This window comes from Micromonospora sp. NPDC004540 (genome assembly GCF_040610095.1).
Lineage (GTDB): Bacteria > Actinomycetota > Actinomycetes > Mycobacteriales > Micromonosporaceae > Micromonospora.
The window spans coordinates 1-14,562 of record NZ_JBEXLR010000134.1 but is presented as its reverse complement, the minus strand read 5'-3'; the positions used below and the strand labels follow the sequence as shown (position 1 = coordinate 14,562).

Genomic DNA, 14,562 nt, shown 5'->3' with positions numbered 1-14,562 from the left:
GCCCGCCACGACGGCGGCAGCGCGCCGGCCCGCTCCGGCTCGTCGGCGGCCGGCGCGCCCGGCCGGCGCAGCGCGACGTCGGCGCCGTGGCGGAGCGCGGCGGCGCACCGCCGGAGCGCGCCCGCCAGGTCGGCGTCCCCGCTTCCCGGCAGGTCCGGCCGGGACGTGAGGGACTCGGCGACCGCGAACACCTGCTGGGCGGCCGCCGCCGCGTCCCGCCAGGCCCGGTCCCGGCGGCCGGCACCCGTCGGGCGTGCCGTCACCGGCAGTCGGGACATCCGCACCTGGTCGAGCGCGTGTGCCGCCCGAGCCTGCCGCCGGGCCGCCGCCTCCACCGAGCCGGGCCGCGCCACCAGCACGTCGGCCAGGGCGTCGACGAGGTCCGCGAGGTCGCCCGCCGCCGCGGCGAGCCGCGCCGGGAAGGTGACCGGCGCCGGATCCCGCCAGAGCGTCACCTCGGCGAGCGCGACCAGGACGACGCCCAGCGTGACGCCGGCCAGCCGGGCCGGGAGGGTGTCCGGCTGGTACGGCGGGAAGCAGGCCAGGATGTAGAAGAGTTGGAGCGCGTTGGCCAGCCCGACCAGGCGTGGCCCGCCGACGCCCGCGAAGGCCACCGCGAACCCGACGGCGAGCATCCCGGCGGCCGCCGCCGCGGTGCTGACCGCCAGCACGGTGCCGATCGCCACGAGCGACCAGGCCACCGGCAGGGCCGCCAGCAGGGTGCGCGCGCGCACCGCGGGCGGCCCCGGCAGTTGGGCGAAACTGCCGGTGGCGACCGTGCCGAACAGGGCGTACGTGGCGAGGGTGATGTTGCCGAGGCCGTAGCGGCAGCCGTAGAAGGTGAGCGAGGCGACGACGGTCAGCCGGGCCGCCCGACGGATGAGGCGGTAGCCCGGGTCCCGGCGGCGCAGCCGATCCCGCAACTCCTCGCCGGGCCGTCGACGCATGCCCACACCGCTCCCCATCAGGTCTGCCCAGGGGCGGCGGGCCGTCTGCTCCGGGACTCTATCCGGTCGGGGGCGGTGGCGTTCCCCGGATGCGGCGACGGGTTCGTCTCCCGCCCGGTCGGTGTCCGCGATCGGGAGGCTCCCCGTCCCCGGCGCGCCTAGGCTGCCCGGTAGGCGAGGTGGGGGAGCGGCGGATGACGCGGGTGGCGGTGCTCGGGCTCGGCGGCATGGGTGCGCCGATGGCGGCTAACCTCGTCCGGGCCGGGTTGACGACGGTGGTGTGGAACCGGCACCCGGAGCCGGCCCGGGCGCTCGGCGACCAGGGCGCCGAGGTCGCCGCGGACCCGGCCGACGCGGCGCGCCGGGCCGACGTGGTGGTGACGATGGTGACCGATGCGGCCGCGGTGCGCGCGATCGCCGTCGACCAGGGGATGCTGGCCGCGCTGCCCGACGGGGCCGTCTGGGCGCAGATGAGCACCATCGGGGTGACCGAGACCGGGCGCCTGGCCGAACTGGTCGGCGCCGAACGCCCCGGGGTGGCCCTGGTGGACGCCCCGGTGGCCGGCAGCCGGGGCCCGGCCGAACAGGGCCGCCTCGTCGTCCTCGCCTCCGGCCCCGAGCAGGTGCGGGACCGGGTGGCGCCCGTCTTCGACGCGGTCGGGCAGCAGACCGTCTGGGTCGGGCCGGTGGGCGCCGGGTCGCGGCTGAAGCTGGTCAACAACCTGCTGCTCGCCTTCGTGAACGAGGGGCTCGCCGCGGCGGTCGCCCTCGGTGACGCGCTCGGCCTGGACCGCGCCACGGTGCACGGGGCCCTGCGGGGCAGCCCGCTGGTGTCGCCCTGGGCGGCCGACAAGCTGGACCGGATCGCCGGGGACGACTACACGGCGCAGTATTCCCTGGCCCTGGCGCTCAAGGACGTGGACCTCGCGCTGCGCGAGGTGCCGTCCGGCCGGTTCCCGGCCGCCGAGGCCCTGGCCGGCGAGTGGCGACGTGCGGTCGAGCAGGGCCTCGGCGGCGACGACCTCACGGTCGTGACCCGGGCCCTCGCCCCGGACGCGACGCGCTAGCCGGCCGGCACGGCTACAGCGGTCGGCCGTCCCAGCGGGCGAGCCCGGCCGCCGCCACCCGGCGGTCGACCGCCGCGCCGGCCGGGCCGTCGGTGGCCGCGACCCAGCCGGTGGTGATCAACAGGAGGGCCGCCGCGTAGGTGGTCATCACCAGCAGGTCCCGGCCGGCGAAGTCGGCGCCCGCCGCGCCCACGCCGATCAGCAGGTCGGAGACGAGGAACAGCGCGCCGCCGGCCGCCGTGCGCCGGGACACCCCGGCCGCGGCGGCGGCCATCAGGCACAGTGCCAGGCTGTAGCCGAGCACCGGGAGCCGCAGCGGACCCAGCGCGCTCCAGAGCAGCGCGTTCGCGCCGGCCCAGGTGAGCAGGTAGCCGACCGCCGCCGCCATCGGTGGCCGGCGGTGGCGCAGGAAGGCGGTGAGGAAGGCGATCTGGGTGACCAGGAAGCACCCCATGCCGGCCAGGAACGCGGCCTGTCCCGGCACGAGCAGGGCCACGTCCCCCGCGGTGGCGGCGACCAGGCCCACCGCCACCGGGTCCACCCGGCGTCGCCGGTCCCACAGGTACGCCAGCAGCAGCGGCGCCAGCAGCGGCTTGGCCAGCCACTGCGTCGGCGTGGAGTCGAGCGCGACCCCGACCAGCTCGACCAGGGCGACGACGCCGAACAGGGTCAGCCAGGGGCGCCTCACCGGGCCGGCTGCCAGCCGGGACGGCCGAAGAGGTAGCCGAGCCGGTGCCGCCACGAGGTGGCGTGCCTGACGTCGGACCAGATCGCGGCGAACTCGTGGGTGGCCACCCGCAGCGGGTTGTAGGTCTGGATGTTCTTGGTGAGCCCGTACCTGGCCGGGGCGCGCTCGGGCTCGAAGGAGCCGAAGAGCCGGTCCCAGACGATGAGGATGCCGCCGTAGTTGCGGTCCAGGTACTCGGCGTTCGAGCCGTGGTGCACGCGGTGGTGCGAGGGCGTGTTGAAGATGAACTCGATCGGGCGCGCCAGCACGCCCACCCGCTCGGTGTGCAGGAAGAACTGGTAGAGCAGGCTGATCGACTGCTGCAGGAAGATCATCCACGGCGGGATGCCGAGCAGCGCCAGGGGCAGCCAGAACGGCAGCGAGGTCATCGGGGTCCAGCTCTGCCGCAGCGCGGTGGAGAGGTTGTAGTAGACGCTGGAGTGGTGCACCACGTGGCTGGCCCAGAGCACCCGCACCTCGTGGTGCAGCCGGTGGAACCAGTAGTAGGCGAGGTCGTCGGCGAAGAAGACGAGCACCCAGGTCCACCAGTGGCCGGGGGAGAGGTGCACCGGCGCGACGGTCCACAGTGCGGCGTAGATGCCGACGGTGAGCAGCTTCCAGGGGAAGCCGATGATCTGGCTGCCCAGCCCCATCGAGAGGCTGGTGGTGGTGTCGCGCAGCTCGTAGCCGCGCTCGTCGTCGTCGGGGAGGAAGCGGTAGGAGACCGCCTCGATGATGATCAGGAGGAGGAACGCCGGGACGGCGTAGAGCACGGCGGGGATCATGCTCTGGCTTCCCTTCGGGTGGTGGGGGTGGTGGGGGTGGTGACCGGGGCGGTCAGCAGGGCCCGGGCGTGCCCGGCGGCTGCCGTGCCCTGGCCGGCCGCGATCGCGGCGGCGAGCCGGCGGTGGCCGGCGACGTCGAGCAGCTCGGCGGCCCGGGCGTCCGGGGGGACGTCGCCCACCGCGAAGGTGCCGGCCACCAGGCTGTTGAACGCCAGCAGGTAGGCGGTGTTGCCGCTGCCCCGGACGATCAGCCACCAGATCGCGATGTTGGCGTCGTGCATCTGGTCCAGGTCGGGGGCGAGCGTGCCGTACTCCTCGGCCGCGCGGACGAGCGCGGCGGTGACCTCCGGGTCCCCGCGCTCCGCGCAGAGCCGGGCCGCGTCGATCCCGACGCACGCCCGCATCTCCAGCATGTCGCGGACCAGCGTCTCGACCGGGAGTACATCACCCGAGCGGGCCAGCGACAGCGCCAGGTCCAGCCCGGCGTGCACCCGCCAGTCGAGCACCCGGGTGGCGCCGCCCTGGCTGACCCGGACCAGGCCGAGTTGCTGGAGCCGGCGCAGCGCCTCCCGGACGGCGTGCCGGTTCACCGCGAACGCGGTGGCCAGCTCCCGCTCGCCGGGCAGCGTGTCCTCCGGCTGGTAGCGACCGCTGACGATGGCGTCGCGGAGCTGGCCGAAGACGTGGTCGGAGACCGAGGCGCGGGGGACCGGGGCGAAGGTCATGGGCAGCAGTGTGGTCCCGGACACATCAACTCGTCAACTGGTTGGACCAGACGGGTTTTCCGACGACGGCATCAACGACCGACAATGACGCGGGCGCTGCTCACCACGCAGACGCTGGTCCCGCCGGCGGTCCTCGCCCTGCTCGGCGACGCGTTGGAGCTACCGCCGGTGGTCACGGGGTCCGGGGCGGTGGCGGCCGGCGTCCTCGGCGCGACCGCCGGCATGCTGGGCGGCCGCCACCGGTCCGGCCGGCCGGTGCCGCCACCGTCACGCCTCGTATCCTTTCCGGCGGAAGACCCCGCGAACTGGTGGAAGGGAGTCGGTGTGAGCGACCGGGTAGAGACGTTGGAGTTCCAGGCCGAGGCCCGTCAGCTGCTCCAGCTGATGGTGCACTCGATCTACTCGAACAAGGACGTCTTCCTGCGCGAACTGATCTCGAACGCCTCCGACGCGCTGGACAAGCTGCGCCTGGAGTCGCTGGTCGACAAGGACCTCCAGGTCGACACCGCCGACCTGCACATCGGGATCGAGGTCGACCGGGACGCCCGCACGCTGACCGTGCGGGACAACGGGATCGGCATGTCCCGCGACGAGGTGGTCGGGCTGATCGGCACGATCGCCAAGTCCGGCACCGCCGAACTGCTGCGCACGCTGCGCGAGGCGAAGGACGCCGCGGCCTCGCAGGAGCTGATCGGTCAGTTCGGCGTCGGCTTCTACGCCACCTTCATGGTCGCCGACCGGGTGACCCTGCTGACCCGCCGCGCCGGGCAGGCCGGTGGCACCCGGTGGGAGTCCACCGGCGAGGGCACCTACTCGGTCGAGACGGTCGACGACGCGCCGCAGGGCACCTCGGTCACCCTGCACCTCAAGCCGGCCGACGCCGAGGACAACCTGCACGACTACACGGCCGAGTGGACCATCCGCGAGATCGTCAAGCGCTACTCCGACTTCATCGCCTGGCCGATCCGGATGACCGTGGAGAAGCCCGGCGAGGACGGCGCCACCACCCGCGAGGAGCAGACGCTCAACTCGATGAAGGCGCTCTGGGCGCGCGCCCGGGACGAGGTCGACGAGGCCGAGTACAAGGAGTTCTACCGGCACGTCGCGCATGACTGGGCCGACCCGCTCGAGACCATCCACATGCGCGGCGAGGGCACCTTCGAGTACGAGGCGCTGCTCTTCCTGCCCTCGCACGCCCCGCTCGACCTTTTCTCCCCGCAGGGCCGCCGCGGCGTGCAGCTCTACGTCAAGCGCGTGTTCATCATGGACGACTGCGACGCGCTGATGCCCAACTACCTGCGCTTCGTCAAGGGCGTGGTGGACGCGCACGACCTGTCGTTGAACATCTCCCGGGAGATCCTTCAGCAGGACCGGCAGATCCGCGCCGTGCGCCGCCGCCTGGTCAAGAAGGTCCTCGCCACCCTGAAGGACCTCTCCGCCGAGGCGTACCGCACCTTCTGGGGCGAGTTCGGCGCGGTGGTCAAGGAGGGCCTGCTGGAGGACCCGGACAACACCGAGGCCCTGCTGGACCTGGTCCGGGCGGCCAGCACCCACGACCCCGCCGAGCTGACCACGCTGCGCGACTACGTCGAGCGCATGAAGGACGGCCAGACCGAGATCTACTACGCCACCGGCGAGAACCGGGCCACCATCGAGAACTCCCCGCACCTGGAGGCGTTCCGCGCCAAGGGCTACGAGGTGCTGATCCTCACCGACCCGGTCGACGAGGTGTGGGTCGAGCGTGTCGGCGCGTACGACGGGAAGACCCTGCGCTCGGTCGCCAAGGGCCAGGTCGACCTGGAGACCGACGAGGAGCGGGAGAAGGCCGAGGCCGAGCGGGAGGAGTACGCCGGCCTGCTCACCTGGATGACCGGCGCGCTGGCCGACAGCGTCAAGGAGGTCCGGCTCTCGACCCGGCTCACCACCTCGCCGGCCTGTGTGGTGGGCGACGCGCACGACATGACGCCCACGCTGGAGAAGATGTACCGGGCCATGGGGCAGGAGGTGCCCCGGGTCAAGCGGATCCTGGAGCTGAACCCGACGCACCCCCTGGTCACCGGCCTGCGCAAGGCGCACGAGCAGGGCGCCGACGGCACCGCCCTGACCGAGACCGCCGAGCTGCTGCACGGCATGGCGCTGCTGGCCGAGGGGGGCGAGCTGGCCGACCCGGCCCGGTTCACCCGGATCCTCGCCGACCGGCTCGCCCGGAACCTCTAGTCGGCGCCCACCGGCCGTCGCCCGGGTGGCGACGGCCGGCGGCCCGGACGGACCGGCCGCCGGTCCGTGGCAGTCCTGCCACGTCCCGGCGGCCGGTCAGCCGTGGATCAGCCGGTCCAGGTGTGCCGCCTCATCCGGCGACGGCCCGCGCATCCCGCTGCGGAGCAGCCGCCACCGGGTCGTCGCGCCATCGGGGCCGGTGAGTTCACCGTGCCCCAGCGCCCGGTCGATGTCCCGCCGCACCCGCGGTTCGAGGTGCGGCTCGGTGGCGAAGAGGATGCGCAGGCGCAGCTCGTCGCCGATCCGCTCCACAGCGGTGTGGTGGGCCGCCACCGGGCAGGGCGGCTCGTGCTCCCAGTGCCCGCAGAGCGCCACGGTGACCGCCGCGCCGGGCGCGCCGGCGTCGGCGTCCGGCGCCATGGCCAGGACGGCGTGGTGGGCGTACCCCTGTCGCATCCCGTCATTGTGGCGCGAGGCGGCGACGGATCACGGCAGGCCCGGGTAGAGGGCGGCGACGCCGCCGGAGAGGCCGGCGAGGACCTGGCGGGAGGTCTCGTCGGCGACGATCTCGTACCGGTCGGCCTCGATCCCGTCGACAGCGAGCCGGGCGATCTCGGCCGGGTCGGACTTCGGCGCGGTGACGTGCGCCGCCATGTCGGTGTCCATGTAGCCGACGTGCAGGCCGGCGACGCGGACGCCCCGCTCGGCGAGCTGCGTGCGGAGCGCGTTGGTCATCGACCACTCGGCCGCCTTGGCCGCGCCGTAGGCGCCGACCTGCGGGAACGTGATCCAGGACAGCGCGGAGAGGATGTTCAGCACGGTCCCGCCACCGTTGGCGGCGATCCTCGGCGCGAAGGCCCGCACCACGGACAGCGTGCCGAGGTAGTGGGTCTCCAGCTCCCGCCGGATCTCCGCCAGGTCACCGTCGAGCAGGTCCGCCCCGGTGCTCACGCCGGCGTTGTTGACCAGGAGCGTGACGTCGCCGGCCAGCTCCGCAGCGGCGGCCACCGAGGCCGGGTCGGTGATGTCGAGGCGCACCGGGACGGCGCCCGGCAGTTCGACGGTGTCCGGGTTGCGGGCGCCGGCGTAGACGGTGGCGCCTCGGGCCAGCAGCTCGGCCGCGAGGTGCCGGCCGAAGCCCCGGTTGGCCCCGGTGACAAGCGCAGTGCTTCCAGCGATCTTCATGATGGTGCTCCTGAGAGTGGGAAGGGTGGGTCGTCAGGACGGCAGCAGGCCCGGCCCGGGCAGCAGGTCCACCTGGTCGGCCGGCACGTCGTGGCCGGCCGCGCAGCGCAGCGCCACGTGCACCGCCGCGCCGCAGTCGTGGTGGGCCAGCCGGACCGACGGCTCCTCGACGGCGTACGCGTCGCCCCACTCGCGCAGGGCGGCGAGCACCGGCAGCAGGTCGCGCCCCTTGGCGGTGAGTACGTACTCGTCGCGGGTGCGCTGCCCGGGCTCCCGGTAGGGCCGCCGGTCGAGCAGCCCGTCGGCGACGAGTTGCTTGAGCCGGGTGGCGGCCACCGGCTCGCTGACGCCGACGCGGCGGGCGAAGTCGTCGAAGCGCCGGGTGCCGAACGAGGCCTCGCGCAGCAGGAGCAGCGTGGTGCGGTTGCCGACCACCTCGAGCGCCCGGGCGATCGAGCAGTTGGCGGTGGACCAGAAGTCGCGCTGCGCGAGGAAGTCCGTCATGGGGCCGACGCTACCCGGCTGACTTAGGAAGCCCAAAGTCAGCTATCTCACGCCCGGCCCGGGAATATCCGCCTCAGAGCTGGCCGGCGTAGAAGCCGTGCCGGGCGAGCGGCTCGACGATCTCCCGCTCCTCGTACGACAGGTGCGACAGCAGGGTGTCGGTGAGCAGGTCCACCGCCGCCTGGAGCTCGGTGAAGTCGCCCGGCTGCCGGATCAGGTCCACTAGCGCCCGGTCGACGCTCTCCACCACCCCGTGGATCACCACGTGCTCCTCCTCCAGGCGATCCAGCACCGCCGCCAGCCCCGCGTCGGCGCGGCGCAGGTGCGGGAAGATCGAGGCGTCCTCCAGGCCGTGGTGCTGGGTCACCGCCGTGCAGTACGCCGCACAGTAGGCCCCGAGCGTCCAGTTGTTCTGCCGCATGGTCATCTCGTTCAGCACCGCCCGGGCGGCGCCCGGGGCGACCGCACCGCGCTTGACCTGTTCCAGCAGGTCACGCACCTGGGCCAGCTCCTGGCGCAGGTGGTCGTGCACGTCCACGAGGTGCTGCCCGGCGGCCTGCCCCCGGGGCGTGTAGAGGTGCCCGGCCGGTGCGGGTGGCGCCGCCGGCCGGGTGGACTCGTCCCAGAGCCGGCGCGCGCTCAGCCGTACCCCCCGATCGGGGGTGGCGGAGACCGCGAGCGCGGTCGAGCCGCCGGCCTCGACGGCGGCCTGCTGCTCCTCGACGGCGTGGGCGCGGCTGCCCGGCGTGGTGCGCTCGGCGGCGACCAGCTCGCGGACCGCGGGCGCCACCTCCTGGGCGAAGAGCTGGATGGCCCGCGGCTCGTCGCTGCCGAGGATGAACGTGGCGATGCCGTGGTCCAGGGCGAGCCCGGCCAGCTCCTCCACCCACTGCTCGGGCGGGCCGTCCAGGAAGCCGGCGGACGACCGGGCGAAGGTGCCGGTGACGTTGAGCAGCCGGCGCACCGCGCCCGGGTTCCGTCCGGCCTCCTCGGCGGCCTCGTCGATGAGCGCGTTCAACGCCGGCAGCTCCGCCGGCCCCTTCGGCAGGTAGGCCAGCGACGGCAGCCAGCCGTCCGCCGCGCGGCCGACCAGCCGCAGCATCCTCGGCTTGTACGCGCCCACCCAGATGTCGACCGGGTGCGCCGGGGCCGGCCCGCGCTTCGCCCCGACCACCCGGTAGTGCTCGCCCTCGACCCGGATCATGCCGCGCCGTTCGGTGTCCCAGACCTCGCGGATCACCCGGATCGCCTCGTCGAGGGCGTCCACGGCAGCGCCGGGGGAGAGCCGCCGCCCGCCGATCGCCTCGATCGCCTCCCAGAAGGCGCCGGCGCCGAGCCCCAGCTCGACCCGGCCGCCGGTGAGGAGGTCCAGGCTGGCCACGCTGCGGGCCAGCACCACGGGCTGGCGCAGCGGCAGGTTGAGCACGTTCCCGGCCAGCGTGATGCGACTGGTGGCCGCGGCCACGAACGACATCAGCGTCCAGGTGTCCAGGAATCCCGGCTGGTAGGGGTGGTCCTGGAAGGTGACCAGGTCCAGGCCGACCTGCTCGCAGAGCTTGGCCCGCGCCACCACCTGCTCGGGCCGGCCGGCCGTGGGGGTGAGGAAGCCGCCGAAGGCCAGCTCGTGTCCGTGGTCGCTCATGCCTCGCCACCTCTTGCCGATCTTGCGGGAACCCTGCCACGGTAGCCCCCGCCGCAGCCGGCCCGCCCGGCGGTTCCGGAACCGGAAGGGATTGCTCACAGTCGATGCGGCGCTGGTCCAGCAGATCGGCCAGGCCGTCGCCGAGGAGATCACCGGCACCGGTGTGGACTGGAACTTCGCCCCCTGCCTCTGCGTGGCCCGCAACGACCGGTGGGGCCGCACCTACGAGTCGTTCGGCGACACCCCCGACCTGCCGGCGAGTATGTCCACCCTGGTCACCGGCCTCCAGGGCCCCACCCTGGGTGGGCCCACGTCGGTGCTCGCCGCCGCCAAGCACTACCTCGGCGACGGCGGCACCACCGGCGGCGACGACCAGGGCGACACCCAGCTCAGCGAGGCCGACCTGCGCGCCATCCACCTGCCCCCGTTCCAGGCCGCGGTGCAGCGCGGCGTCGGCTCGGTGATGGTCTCCACAGCAGCTGGAACGGCGTGAAGCTGCACGGCCACCGCTACCTGATCACCGACGTCCTCAAGGGGGAGTTGGGCTTCTCCGGCTTCGTGGTCTCCGACTGGAACGGCATCGACCAGATCGACGGCGCCACCGGCTTCACCGCCGCCGAGGTCAGCGCCGCCGTCAACGCCGGCATCGACGACGCCAACCGGCGCGTCCTCACCAAGAAGTTCGAGCTGGGGCTCTTCGAGCGGCCGTACACCGACCCGAGCTGGACCCCGACAGTGGGCGGCGCGGCGCACTGGCCCGCCAGGCCGTGCGCCAGTCCCCGGTGCTGCTCAAGAACGACGGTGGCGTGCTGCCGCTGGCCCGGGACAACAACAAGATCTTCGTGGCCGGGAAGAACGCCGACAACATCGGCAACCAGAGCGGCGGGTGGACCATCTCCTGGCAGGGCTCGCCGTCACCCCCGGCACCACCGTCCTCCAGGGCATCCGCGCCGCGGTCGGTCCGACCACGACGGTCACCTACAACCAGCGTGGCACCGGCATCGACAAGACCTACCGGGCGGCGATCGCGGTGGTCGGCGAGACACCGTACGCCGAGGGGTCCCGCTCTTCCCGCAGGGATACGGCCTGACCTACTGAGCCGTGCCTCATTAAGCCCCTTTCGGACGGTGCGCAACTCGAACGGGGCCGCCTTCGCTCGGCCGGGTGAAGAACTTCATAAGAAGTGGGCGATCGGCGCAAACCGTCCCTAACGTCGTACCCGTTCGCGATCGCGGACACCACGGGCCGGCAACGCCTAATCCCGCCGCCGGCCCGGTGGTACCTGGACCTCGGGCGGGAGCGGGGGACCCACGCGTTCCTCGGTGCACGACACCTCGGGGTGAAGCCGCCTGCGGCGGCCGGGCTCCTCGGCCCGAACCCGACAGCTCACCTCGTCGGCGTGGAGGAAACCACACATGGCAACTGAACACGTCGCCCGTCACCGACGGACCGCGCAGCGTCGCACCGCCGTCGGAGCGCTCGTCGTCGGCGCGGCCACCGGCGCCGCCGCCCTTCTCGGCCCGGCCGCGCCGGCCAGCGCCGCCAGCGTCAACTGGGACGCCATCGCCCAGTGCGAGTCCGGCGGCAACTGGCACATCAACACCGGCAACGGCTACTACGGCGGGCTCCAGTTCTCCCGGAGCACCTGGAACGGCTACGGCGGCCAGAAGTACGCCAGCCGCGCCGACCTGGCCAGCCGCGGCGAGCAGATCGCCATCGCCGAGAAGGTCCTCGACGGGCAGGGCATCGGCGCCTGGCCGGTCTGCGGCAAGAAGGGCGGCTCCACCAAGAAGTACGCCAGCCGGGACTCGGGCTCGACGAAGTCCCCGAAGAGGGCCACCTCGCCCACGAAGAAGAAGGCCACCTCGGAGCGGTCGTCGCGCGGCGACCGGCCGACCACCCGCAGCGAGCGGCGCACCACGCCGAGCACCGGCGGCGCCGGCAGCTATGTGGTGCGGCCCGGGGACACCCTCTCCGAGATCGCCGACGCGAAGCACGTCGCCGGCGGTTGGCACGCCCTTTACGAGCGCAACAAGGGCGTGGTCGGCGACAACCCGGGCCTGATCTTCCCGGGCCAGCGGCTGCGCCTGCGCTGACGCCACCCCGGTGCACCGCACCACGAACGCCCGGCCGGGGTTCCTGGCCGGGCGTTCGACGTTCTGCGGCCGGTGTGGACCACTGTCGCGTCGGGGCCGGTTGCTATCGTCACGGTGCTCGGAAAGACGTGAAGAAAGCGCGGATATGACCAACGACTCGTTCTCCGCGGCCGCGAGCCTCGACGAGCTGCTGACCAGGACGCAGCAGGCGCTCTCCGCGATGCGGTCCCGAAGCGCCGAGCACGCCGACGGTGCGCCGGCCGAGCTGCTCCGGGCCGAGGGCGCCGCGGCCGGCGGCCAGGTCCGTGCCGTCGCCGTCCAGGGTGGCCGGCTGGAGTCGGTCACGGTCGACCCGGCGTTGGCCGGGGAGTCCTTCGAGACCGTCTGCGGGCACCTGGTGGTGGCCGTGAACGCCGCCCTCGCCGAGCTGGACGCCCGGGTCAGCGCGTCGGCCCGGGCGGACGTGGACGCCCTCGCCGCGCGGCTCGGCGGCCTTCCGGAGCAGTCCGCGCGGGACATGGAGCGGTTCAGCCGGGCGATGGAGGGCGTCGCGGCCCGGATCCGCCGCGACGGCGCCGGCTCCGGCGCGGCCCGCCCGGCCTGACCGCCGTCCGCTGGTGACCCCCGGTCGGCGGCGGGCCTACGGCGGGAACGACGAAGCGGCCGGCCGTCGGGAGGACGACGACCGGCCGCTTCGGGGTGCTCAGCTCAGCGTGACCGCCGTGTCGTCGACGACGAAGGAGGTCTGCAGGGAGCTGTCCTCCACGCCGCTGAACGAGATGGTGGCGGTGGTGCCGGCCAGCGACGAGATGTCGAAGGACCGCTGGACGTAGCCGGTGGCCTTGTTGAGGTTGGAGTAGGTCGCCAGCGTGGTGCTGCCCGCCTTCACGGTCAGCTTGTCGTAGGCGGTGGTCGTGGTCGACTCCGCGCTGTCGATGTGCAGCCAGAAGCTCAGCGTCGCCCGGCAGCCGGCGGGGATCGTCACCGACTGGGTGAGGGTGTCGGTGTGCGTCGAGCCGTAGCCGTCGAGCCAGGCCTTGTAGGAGCCGCCGTGGGCGGCCTGGGCGGTGTCGTTCGTGATGACGCCCGAGCTGGCGGTCCAGCTCACGTTGCCGGACTCGAAGCCGGGGTTGGCCAGCTTGTTGCCGGTGCAGCTGCCCGACGGCGGGGTGGTCGTGGTGGTCGGCGTCGGGGTGGTGCCGGTGCAGGTCGCCTCACCGGTCTGCGCCGGCACGCTGATGGCGTTCCAGGCGGCCTTGACCGCGTTGAACTCGGTGCAGCTGGTCGGGTAGAGGTTCTTCGCCGCCTGCAGCGTCCAGACCCGGTACTTCAGGTACGACGACGACGAGGTCTTCAGCAGCATGGCGTTGTACATGATCTTCATGGCCTTCTGGATGCCCAGGCCGGTCACGCTGCTGCCGTTGCAGGTGGAGCTGGCGGGCTGGCCGTTGGTCGGGCTGCTGCCGTTGGCCAGCAGGTAGAACCAGTGGTTGCCCGGGCCGGCCGCGGCGTGCACCTCGGTGCCGGGGATGCTGCTGGAGTAGCAGTTCGGGTCGCCCAGCGCCGACGGGTTGTACATGTTGCGGATCGGGCCGCTGCCCACCAGGTTGACCTTCTCGCCGACGAGGAAGTCGGGAGCGTCGTAGCTGGACGGCTCGTTGGCGAACCACTCGGTGGCCGCGCCGAAGGTGTCGGCGACGAACTCCTGGGTGCCCGCGCCGGAGATGCCACCCGGGGTGTGGTCGTCGATGCCGTGGCCGATCTCGTGGGCCACGACGTCGAGCGAGCCGATCCACTGGCCCGAGGTGTTCTTGCCGATCTGGACCTGGGTGCCGTCGTAGTAGGCGTTCTGGTCGTTCAGGCCGACCCGGATCGGCCAGTAGCCGCCGTTGCCGTCGGCGCCGTTGCGGCCCAGCCACTGCGCGAGCATCTTTTGCTCGGTCTGCGCGGCGAACAGCGCGTCGACGCAGCCGGTCTCCTTGTTGGTGGCGGTGCCGTTGCCCCAAACGTCGTCGGAACCGCTGAACGTCGTGTTGGTCGCGGCGTCCTGGCAGCTCAGGTTGGTGACGGTCGGGTCCTTCATGGAGTACGTGGTGCCGGACTGCGTGGTGTTCAGGGTCAGCGGGCTGGGCCCGTTCCACGCGCCGGTGCCGGTGCCGTGCACGACGTGCTCCTGCGTGCGCAGCACCGCGCCGGTGCGGGCGTCGACGTCGACGGTGAGCCGGCTCGGGCCCTCGGCGCCGGTGCCGCGCACCGTGGTCTCCCAGGCCAGCGCCGGCTGGGCGCCGAGCGTGTAGACGACCAGGTTGGTGCCCTCGACGGTGCTGACCGTCCTGAGCTGGGCGCGCGCGGTCTTCGCCGCGGCGGCCGAGGTCAGCTTCGGCGTGGTGGCGAGGCTGCCGATGGCCTGCTGCTGCGCTACGGAGGCGTACTTCAGGTTGCCGGCCGCGTCGGTGGCCAGCACGAAGTCACCGCCGACCACGGGCAGGCCCTTGTAGGTGCGCTCGTAGGGCACGTACTGGGTGCCCTCGGAGGAGATGACCGGCTTCTGCACGAACGCGTCGTCCGAGCTTGGGCATGATCCTGATCACCCACGACCTCGGCGTGGTCGCCGACGTCGCGGACCGGATCGCGGTCATGTACGCCGGCCGGATCGTCGAGGAAGCC

General features: G+C 73.2%; 14 protein-coding genes, 3 pseudogenes and 1 riboswitch. Of the genes and pseudogenes, 8 read left to right on the top strand and 9 right to left on the bottom strand.

All coding sequences use genetic code 11. The features are described from left to right. Nucleotides 1–947 (bottom strand): annotated as a pseudogene (locus tag ABZV78_RS29195) (FUSC family protein); the annotation flags it as partial. Between the two features lie 194 nt (nucleotides 948–1,141). Here ABZV78_RS29195 and ABZV78_RS29190 point away from each other — a divergent pair. Continuing rightward, nucleotides 1,142–2,014: an NAD(P)-dependent oxidoreductase gene (locus tag ABZV78_RS29190; RefSeq protein WP_355643710.1), complete on the top strand. Its 873-nt coding sequence runs from the start codon at nucleotides 1,142–1,144 to the stop codon at nucleotides 2,012–2,014. Nucleotides 2,015–2,027: 13 nt separating this feature from the next. Here ABZV78_RS29190 and ABZV78_RS29185 read toward each other — a convergent pair whose 3' ends face one another. Genes ABZV78_RS29185 through ABZV78_RS29175 form a run of 3 tightly spaced genes read right to left on the bottom strand, consistent with a single transcriptional unit; the run spans nucleotide 2,028 to nucleotide 4,251 of the window. Continuing rightward, on the bottom strand, nucleotides 2,028–2,702 hold the full coding sequence (locus tag ABZV78_RS29185; protein WP_355643708.1) for a lysoplasmalogenase: 675 nt from the start codon (nucleotides 2,700–2,702) through the stop codon (nucleotides 2,028–2,030). Continuing rightward, nucleotides 2,699–3,526: a sterol desaturase family protein gene (locus ABZV78_RS29180; protein ID WP_355643706.1), complete on the bottom strand. Its 828-nt coding sequence runs from the start codon at nucleotides 3,524–3,526 to the stop codon at nucleotides 2,699–2,701. Before ABZV78_RS29180 ends, ABZV78_RS29185 begins: the two co-directional genes overlap by 4 nt. Further along, a complete protein-coding gene (locus tag ABZV78_RS29175; RefSeq protein WP_355643704.1) occupies nucleotides 3,523–4,251 on the bottom strand; it encodes a GntR family transcriptional regulator in 729 nt (242 codons plus the stop codon). Before ABZV78_RS29175 ends, ABZV78_RS29180 begins: the two co-directional genes overlap by 4 nt. 324 nt (nucleotides 4,252–4,575) lie before the next feature. On the opposite strand from ABZV78_RS29175, the gene htpG reads away from it, so the two are divergent. Next, complete coding sequence (gene htpG, locus ABZV78_RS29170; RefSeq protein ID WP_355643712.1) at nucleotides 4,576–6,468, top strand: molecular chaperone HtpG; 1,893 nt, start codon at nucleotides 4,576–4,578, stop codon at nucleotides 6,466–6,468. Nucleotides 6,469–6,564: 96 nt separating this feature from the next. On the opposite strand, the gene ABZV78_RS29165 is transcribed toward htpG, so the two are convergent. The 4 genes from ABZV78_RS29165 to ABZV78_RS29150 all read right to left on the bottom strand — a co-directional run bounded on the left by ABZV78_RS29165 (nucleotide 6,565) and on the right by ABZV78_RS29150 (nucleotide 9,799). Next, nucleotides 6,565–6,924 carry a hypothetical protein gene (locus ABZV78_RS29165; RefSeq protein WP_355643702.1) on the bottom strand — a complete coding sequence of 120 codons (360 nt, stop codon included), beginning with the start codon at nucleotides 6,922–6,924 and terminating at the stop codon, nucleotides 6,565–6,567. A gap of 30 nt (nucleotides 6,925–6,954) precedes the next feature. Further along, nucleotides 6,955–7,653 carry an SDR family oxidoreductase gene (locus tag ABZV78_RS29160; protein WP_355643700.1) on the bottom strand — a complete coding sequence of 233 codons (699 nt, stop codon included), beginning with the start codon at nucleotides 7,651–7,653 and terminating at the stop codon, nucleotides 6,955–6,957. Between the two features lie 33 nt (nucleotides 7,654–7,686). Beyond that, nucleotides 7,687–8,157, bottom strand: coding sequence for a helix-turn-helix domain-containing protein (locus tag ABZV78_RS29155; protein ID WP_355643698.1), 471 nt, complete (start codon nucleotides 8,155–8,157; stop codon nucleotides 7,687–7,689). A gap of 73 nt (nucleotides 8,158–8,230) precedes the next feature. After that, complete coding sequence (locus tag ABZV78_RS29150; protein ID WP_355643696.1) at nucleotides 8,231–9,799, bottom strand: LLM class flavin-dependent oxidoreductase; 1,569 nt, start codon at nucleotides 9,797–9,799, stop codon at nucleotides 8,231–8,233. Between the two features lie 91 nt (nucleotides 9,800–9,890). Between ABZV78_RS29150 and ABZV78_RS29145 the strand changes: the two genes are divergently transcribed. The 6 genes and pseudogenes from ABZV78_RS29145 to ABZV78_RS29120 all read left to right on the top strand — a co-directional run bounded on the left by ABZV78_RS29145 (nucleotide 9,891) and on the right by ABZV78_RS29120 (nucleotide 12,499). After that, nucleotides 9,891–10,292 carry a glycoside hydrolase family 3 N-terminal domain-containing protein gene (locus tag ABZV78_RS29145; RefSeq protein WP_355643694.1) on the top strand — a complete coding sequence of 134 codons (402 nt, stop codon included), beginning with the start codon at nucleotides 9,891–9,893 and terminating at the stop codon, nucleotides 10,290–10,292. After that, nucleotides 10,289–10,390, top strand: a pseudogene (locus tag ABZV78_RS29140) (glycoside hydrolase family 3 N-terminal domain-containing protein); the annotation flags it as partial. The gene ABZV78_RS29145 and the pseudogene ABZV78_RS29140, both read left to right, overlap by 4 nt. 176 nt (nucleotides 10,391–10,566) lie before the next feature. After that, a pseudogene (locus ABZV78_RS29135) lies at nucleotides 10,567–10,653 on the top strand (hypothetical protein); the annotation flags it as partial. Nucleotides 10,654–10,685: 32 nt separating this feature from the next. Next, entirely contained in the window at nucleotides 10,686–10,889 is a 204-nt protein-coding gene (locus tag ABZV78_RS29130; protein ID WP_355643714.1) for a hypothetical protein, read from the top strand. A gap of 152 nt (nucleotides 10,890–11,041) precedes the next feature. Continuing rightward, a riboswitch (cyclic di-AMP (ydaO/yuaA leader) is annotated at nucleotides 11,042–11,214 on the top strand. After that, nucleotides 11,215–11,895: a transglycosylase family protein gene (locus ABZV78_RS29125; RefSeq protein WP_355643692.1), complete on the top strand. Its 681-nt coding sequence runs from the start codon at nucleotides 11,215–11,217 to the stop codon at nucleotides 11,893–11,895. A 145-nt stretch (nucleotides 11,896–12,040) separates the two neighbouring features. Next, nucleotides 12,041–12,499, top strand: coding sequence for a YbaB/EbfC family nucleoid-associated protein (locus tag ABZV78_RS29120; protein ID WP_355643690.1), 459 nt, complete (start codon nucleotides 12,041–12,043; stop codon nucleotides 12,497–12,499). 99 nt (nucleotides 12,500–12,598) lie between these two features. Here the strand turns inward: ABZV78_RS29120 and ABZV78_RS29115 are convergent, their stop codons facing one another. Further along, nucleotides 12,599–14,449, bottom strand: coding sequence for a M4 family metallopeptidase (locus ABZV78_RS29115; protein WP_355643688.1), 1,851 nt, complete (start codon nucleotides 14,447–14,449; stop codon nucleotides 12,599–12,601). Between the last annotated feature and the right edge of the window lie 113 nt (nucleotides 14,450–14,562).

Coding starts and splice junctions, on each gene's coding strand:
- ABZV78_RS29155 (WP_355643698.1), bottom strand. CDS start 8,157: ATGACGGACTTCCTCGCGCAGCGCGACTTCTGGTCCACCGCCAACTGC.
- ABZV78_RS29120 (WP_355643690.1), top strand. CDS start 12,041: ATGACCAACGACTCGTTCTCCGCGGCCGCGAGCCTCGACGAGCTGCTG.
- ABZV78_RS29180 (WP_355643706.1), bottom strand. CDS start 3,526: ATGATCCCCGCCGTGCTCTACGCCGTCCCGGCGTTCCTCCTCCTGATC.
- ABZV78_RS29175 (WP_355643704.1), bottom strand. CDS start 4,251: ATGACCTTCGCCCCGGTCCCCCGCGCCTCGGTCTCCGACCACGTCTTC.
- ABZV78_RS29165 (WP_355643702.1), bottom strand. CDS start 6,924: ATGCGACAGGGGTACGCCCACCACGCCGTCCTGGCCATGGCGCCGGAC.
- ABZV78_RS29125 (WP_355643692.1), top strand. CDS start 11,215: ATGGCAACTGAACACGTCGCCCGTCACCGACGGACCGCGCAGCGTCGC.
- ABZV78_RS29190 (WP_355643710.1), top strand. CDS start 1,142: ATGACGCGGGTGGCGGTGCTCGGGCTCGGCGGCATGGGTGCGCCGATG.
- ABZV78_RS29150 (WP_355643696.1), bottom strand. CDS start 9,799: ATGAGCGACCACGGACACGAGCTGGCCTTCGGCGGCTTCCTCACCCCC.
- ABZV78_RS29160 (WP_355643700.1), bottom strand. CDS start 7,653: ATGAAGATCGCTGGAAGCACTGCGCTTGTCACCGGGGCCAACCGGGGC.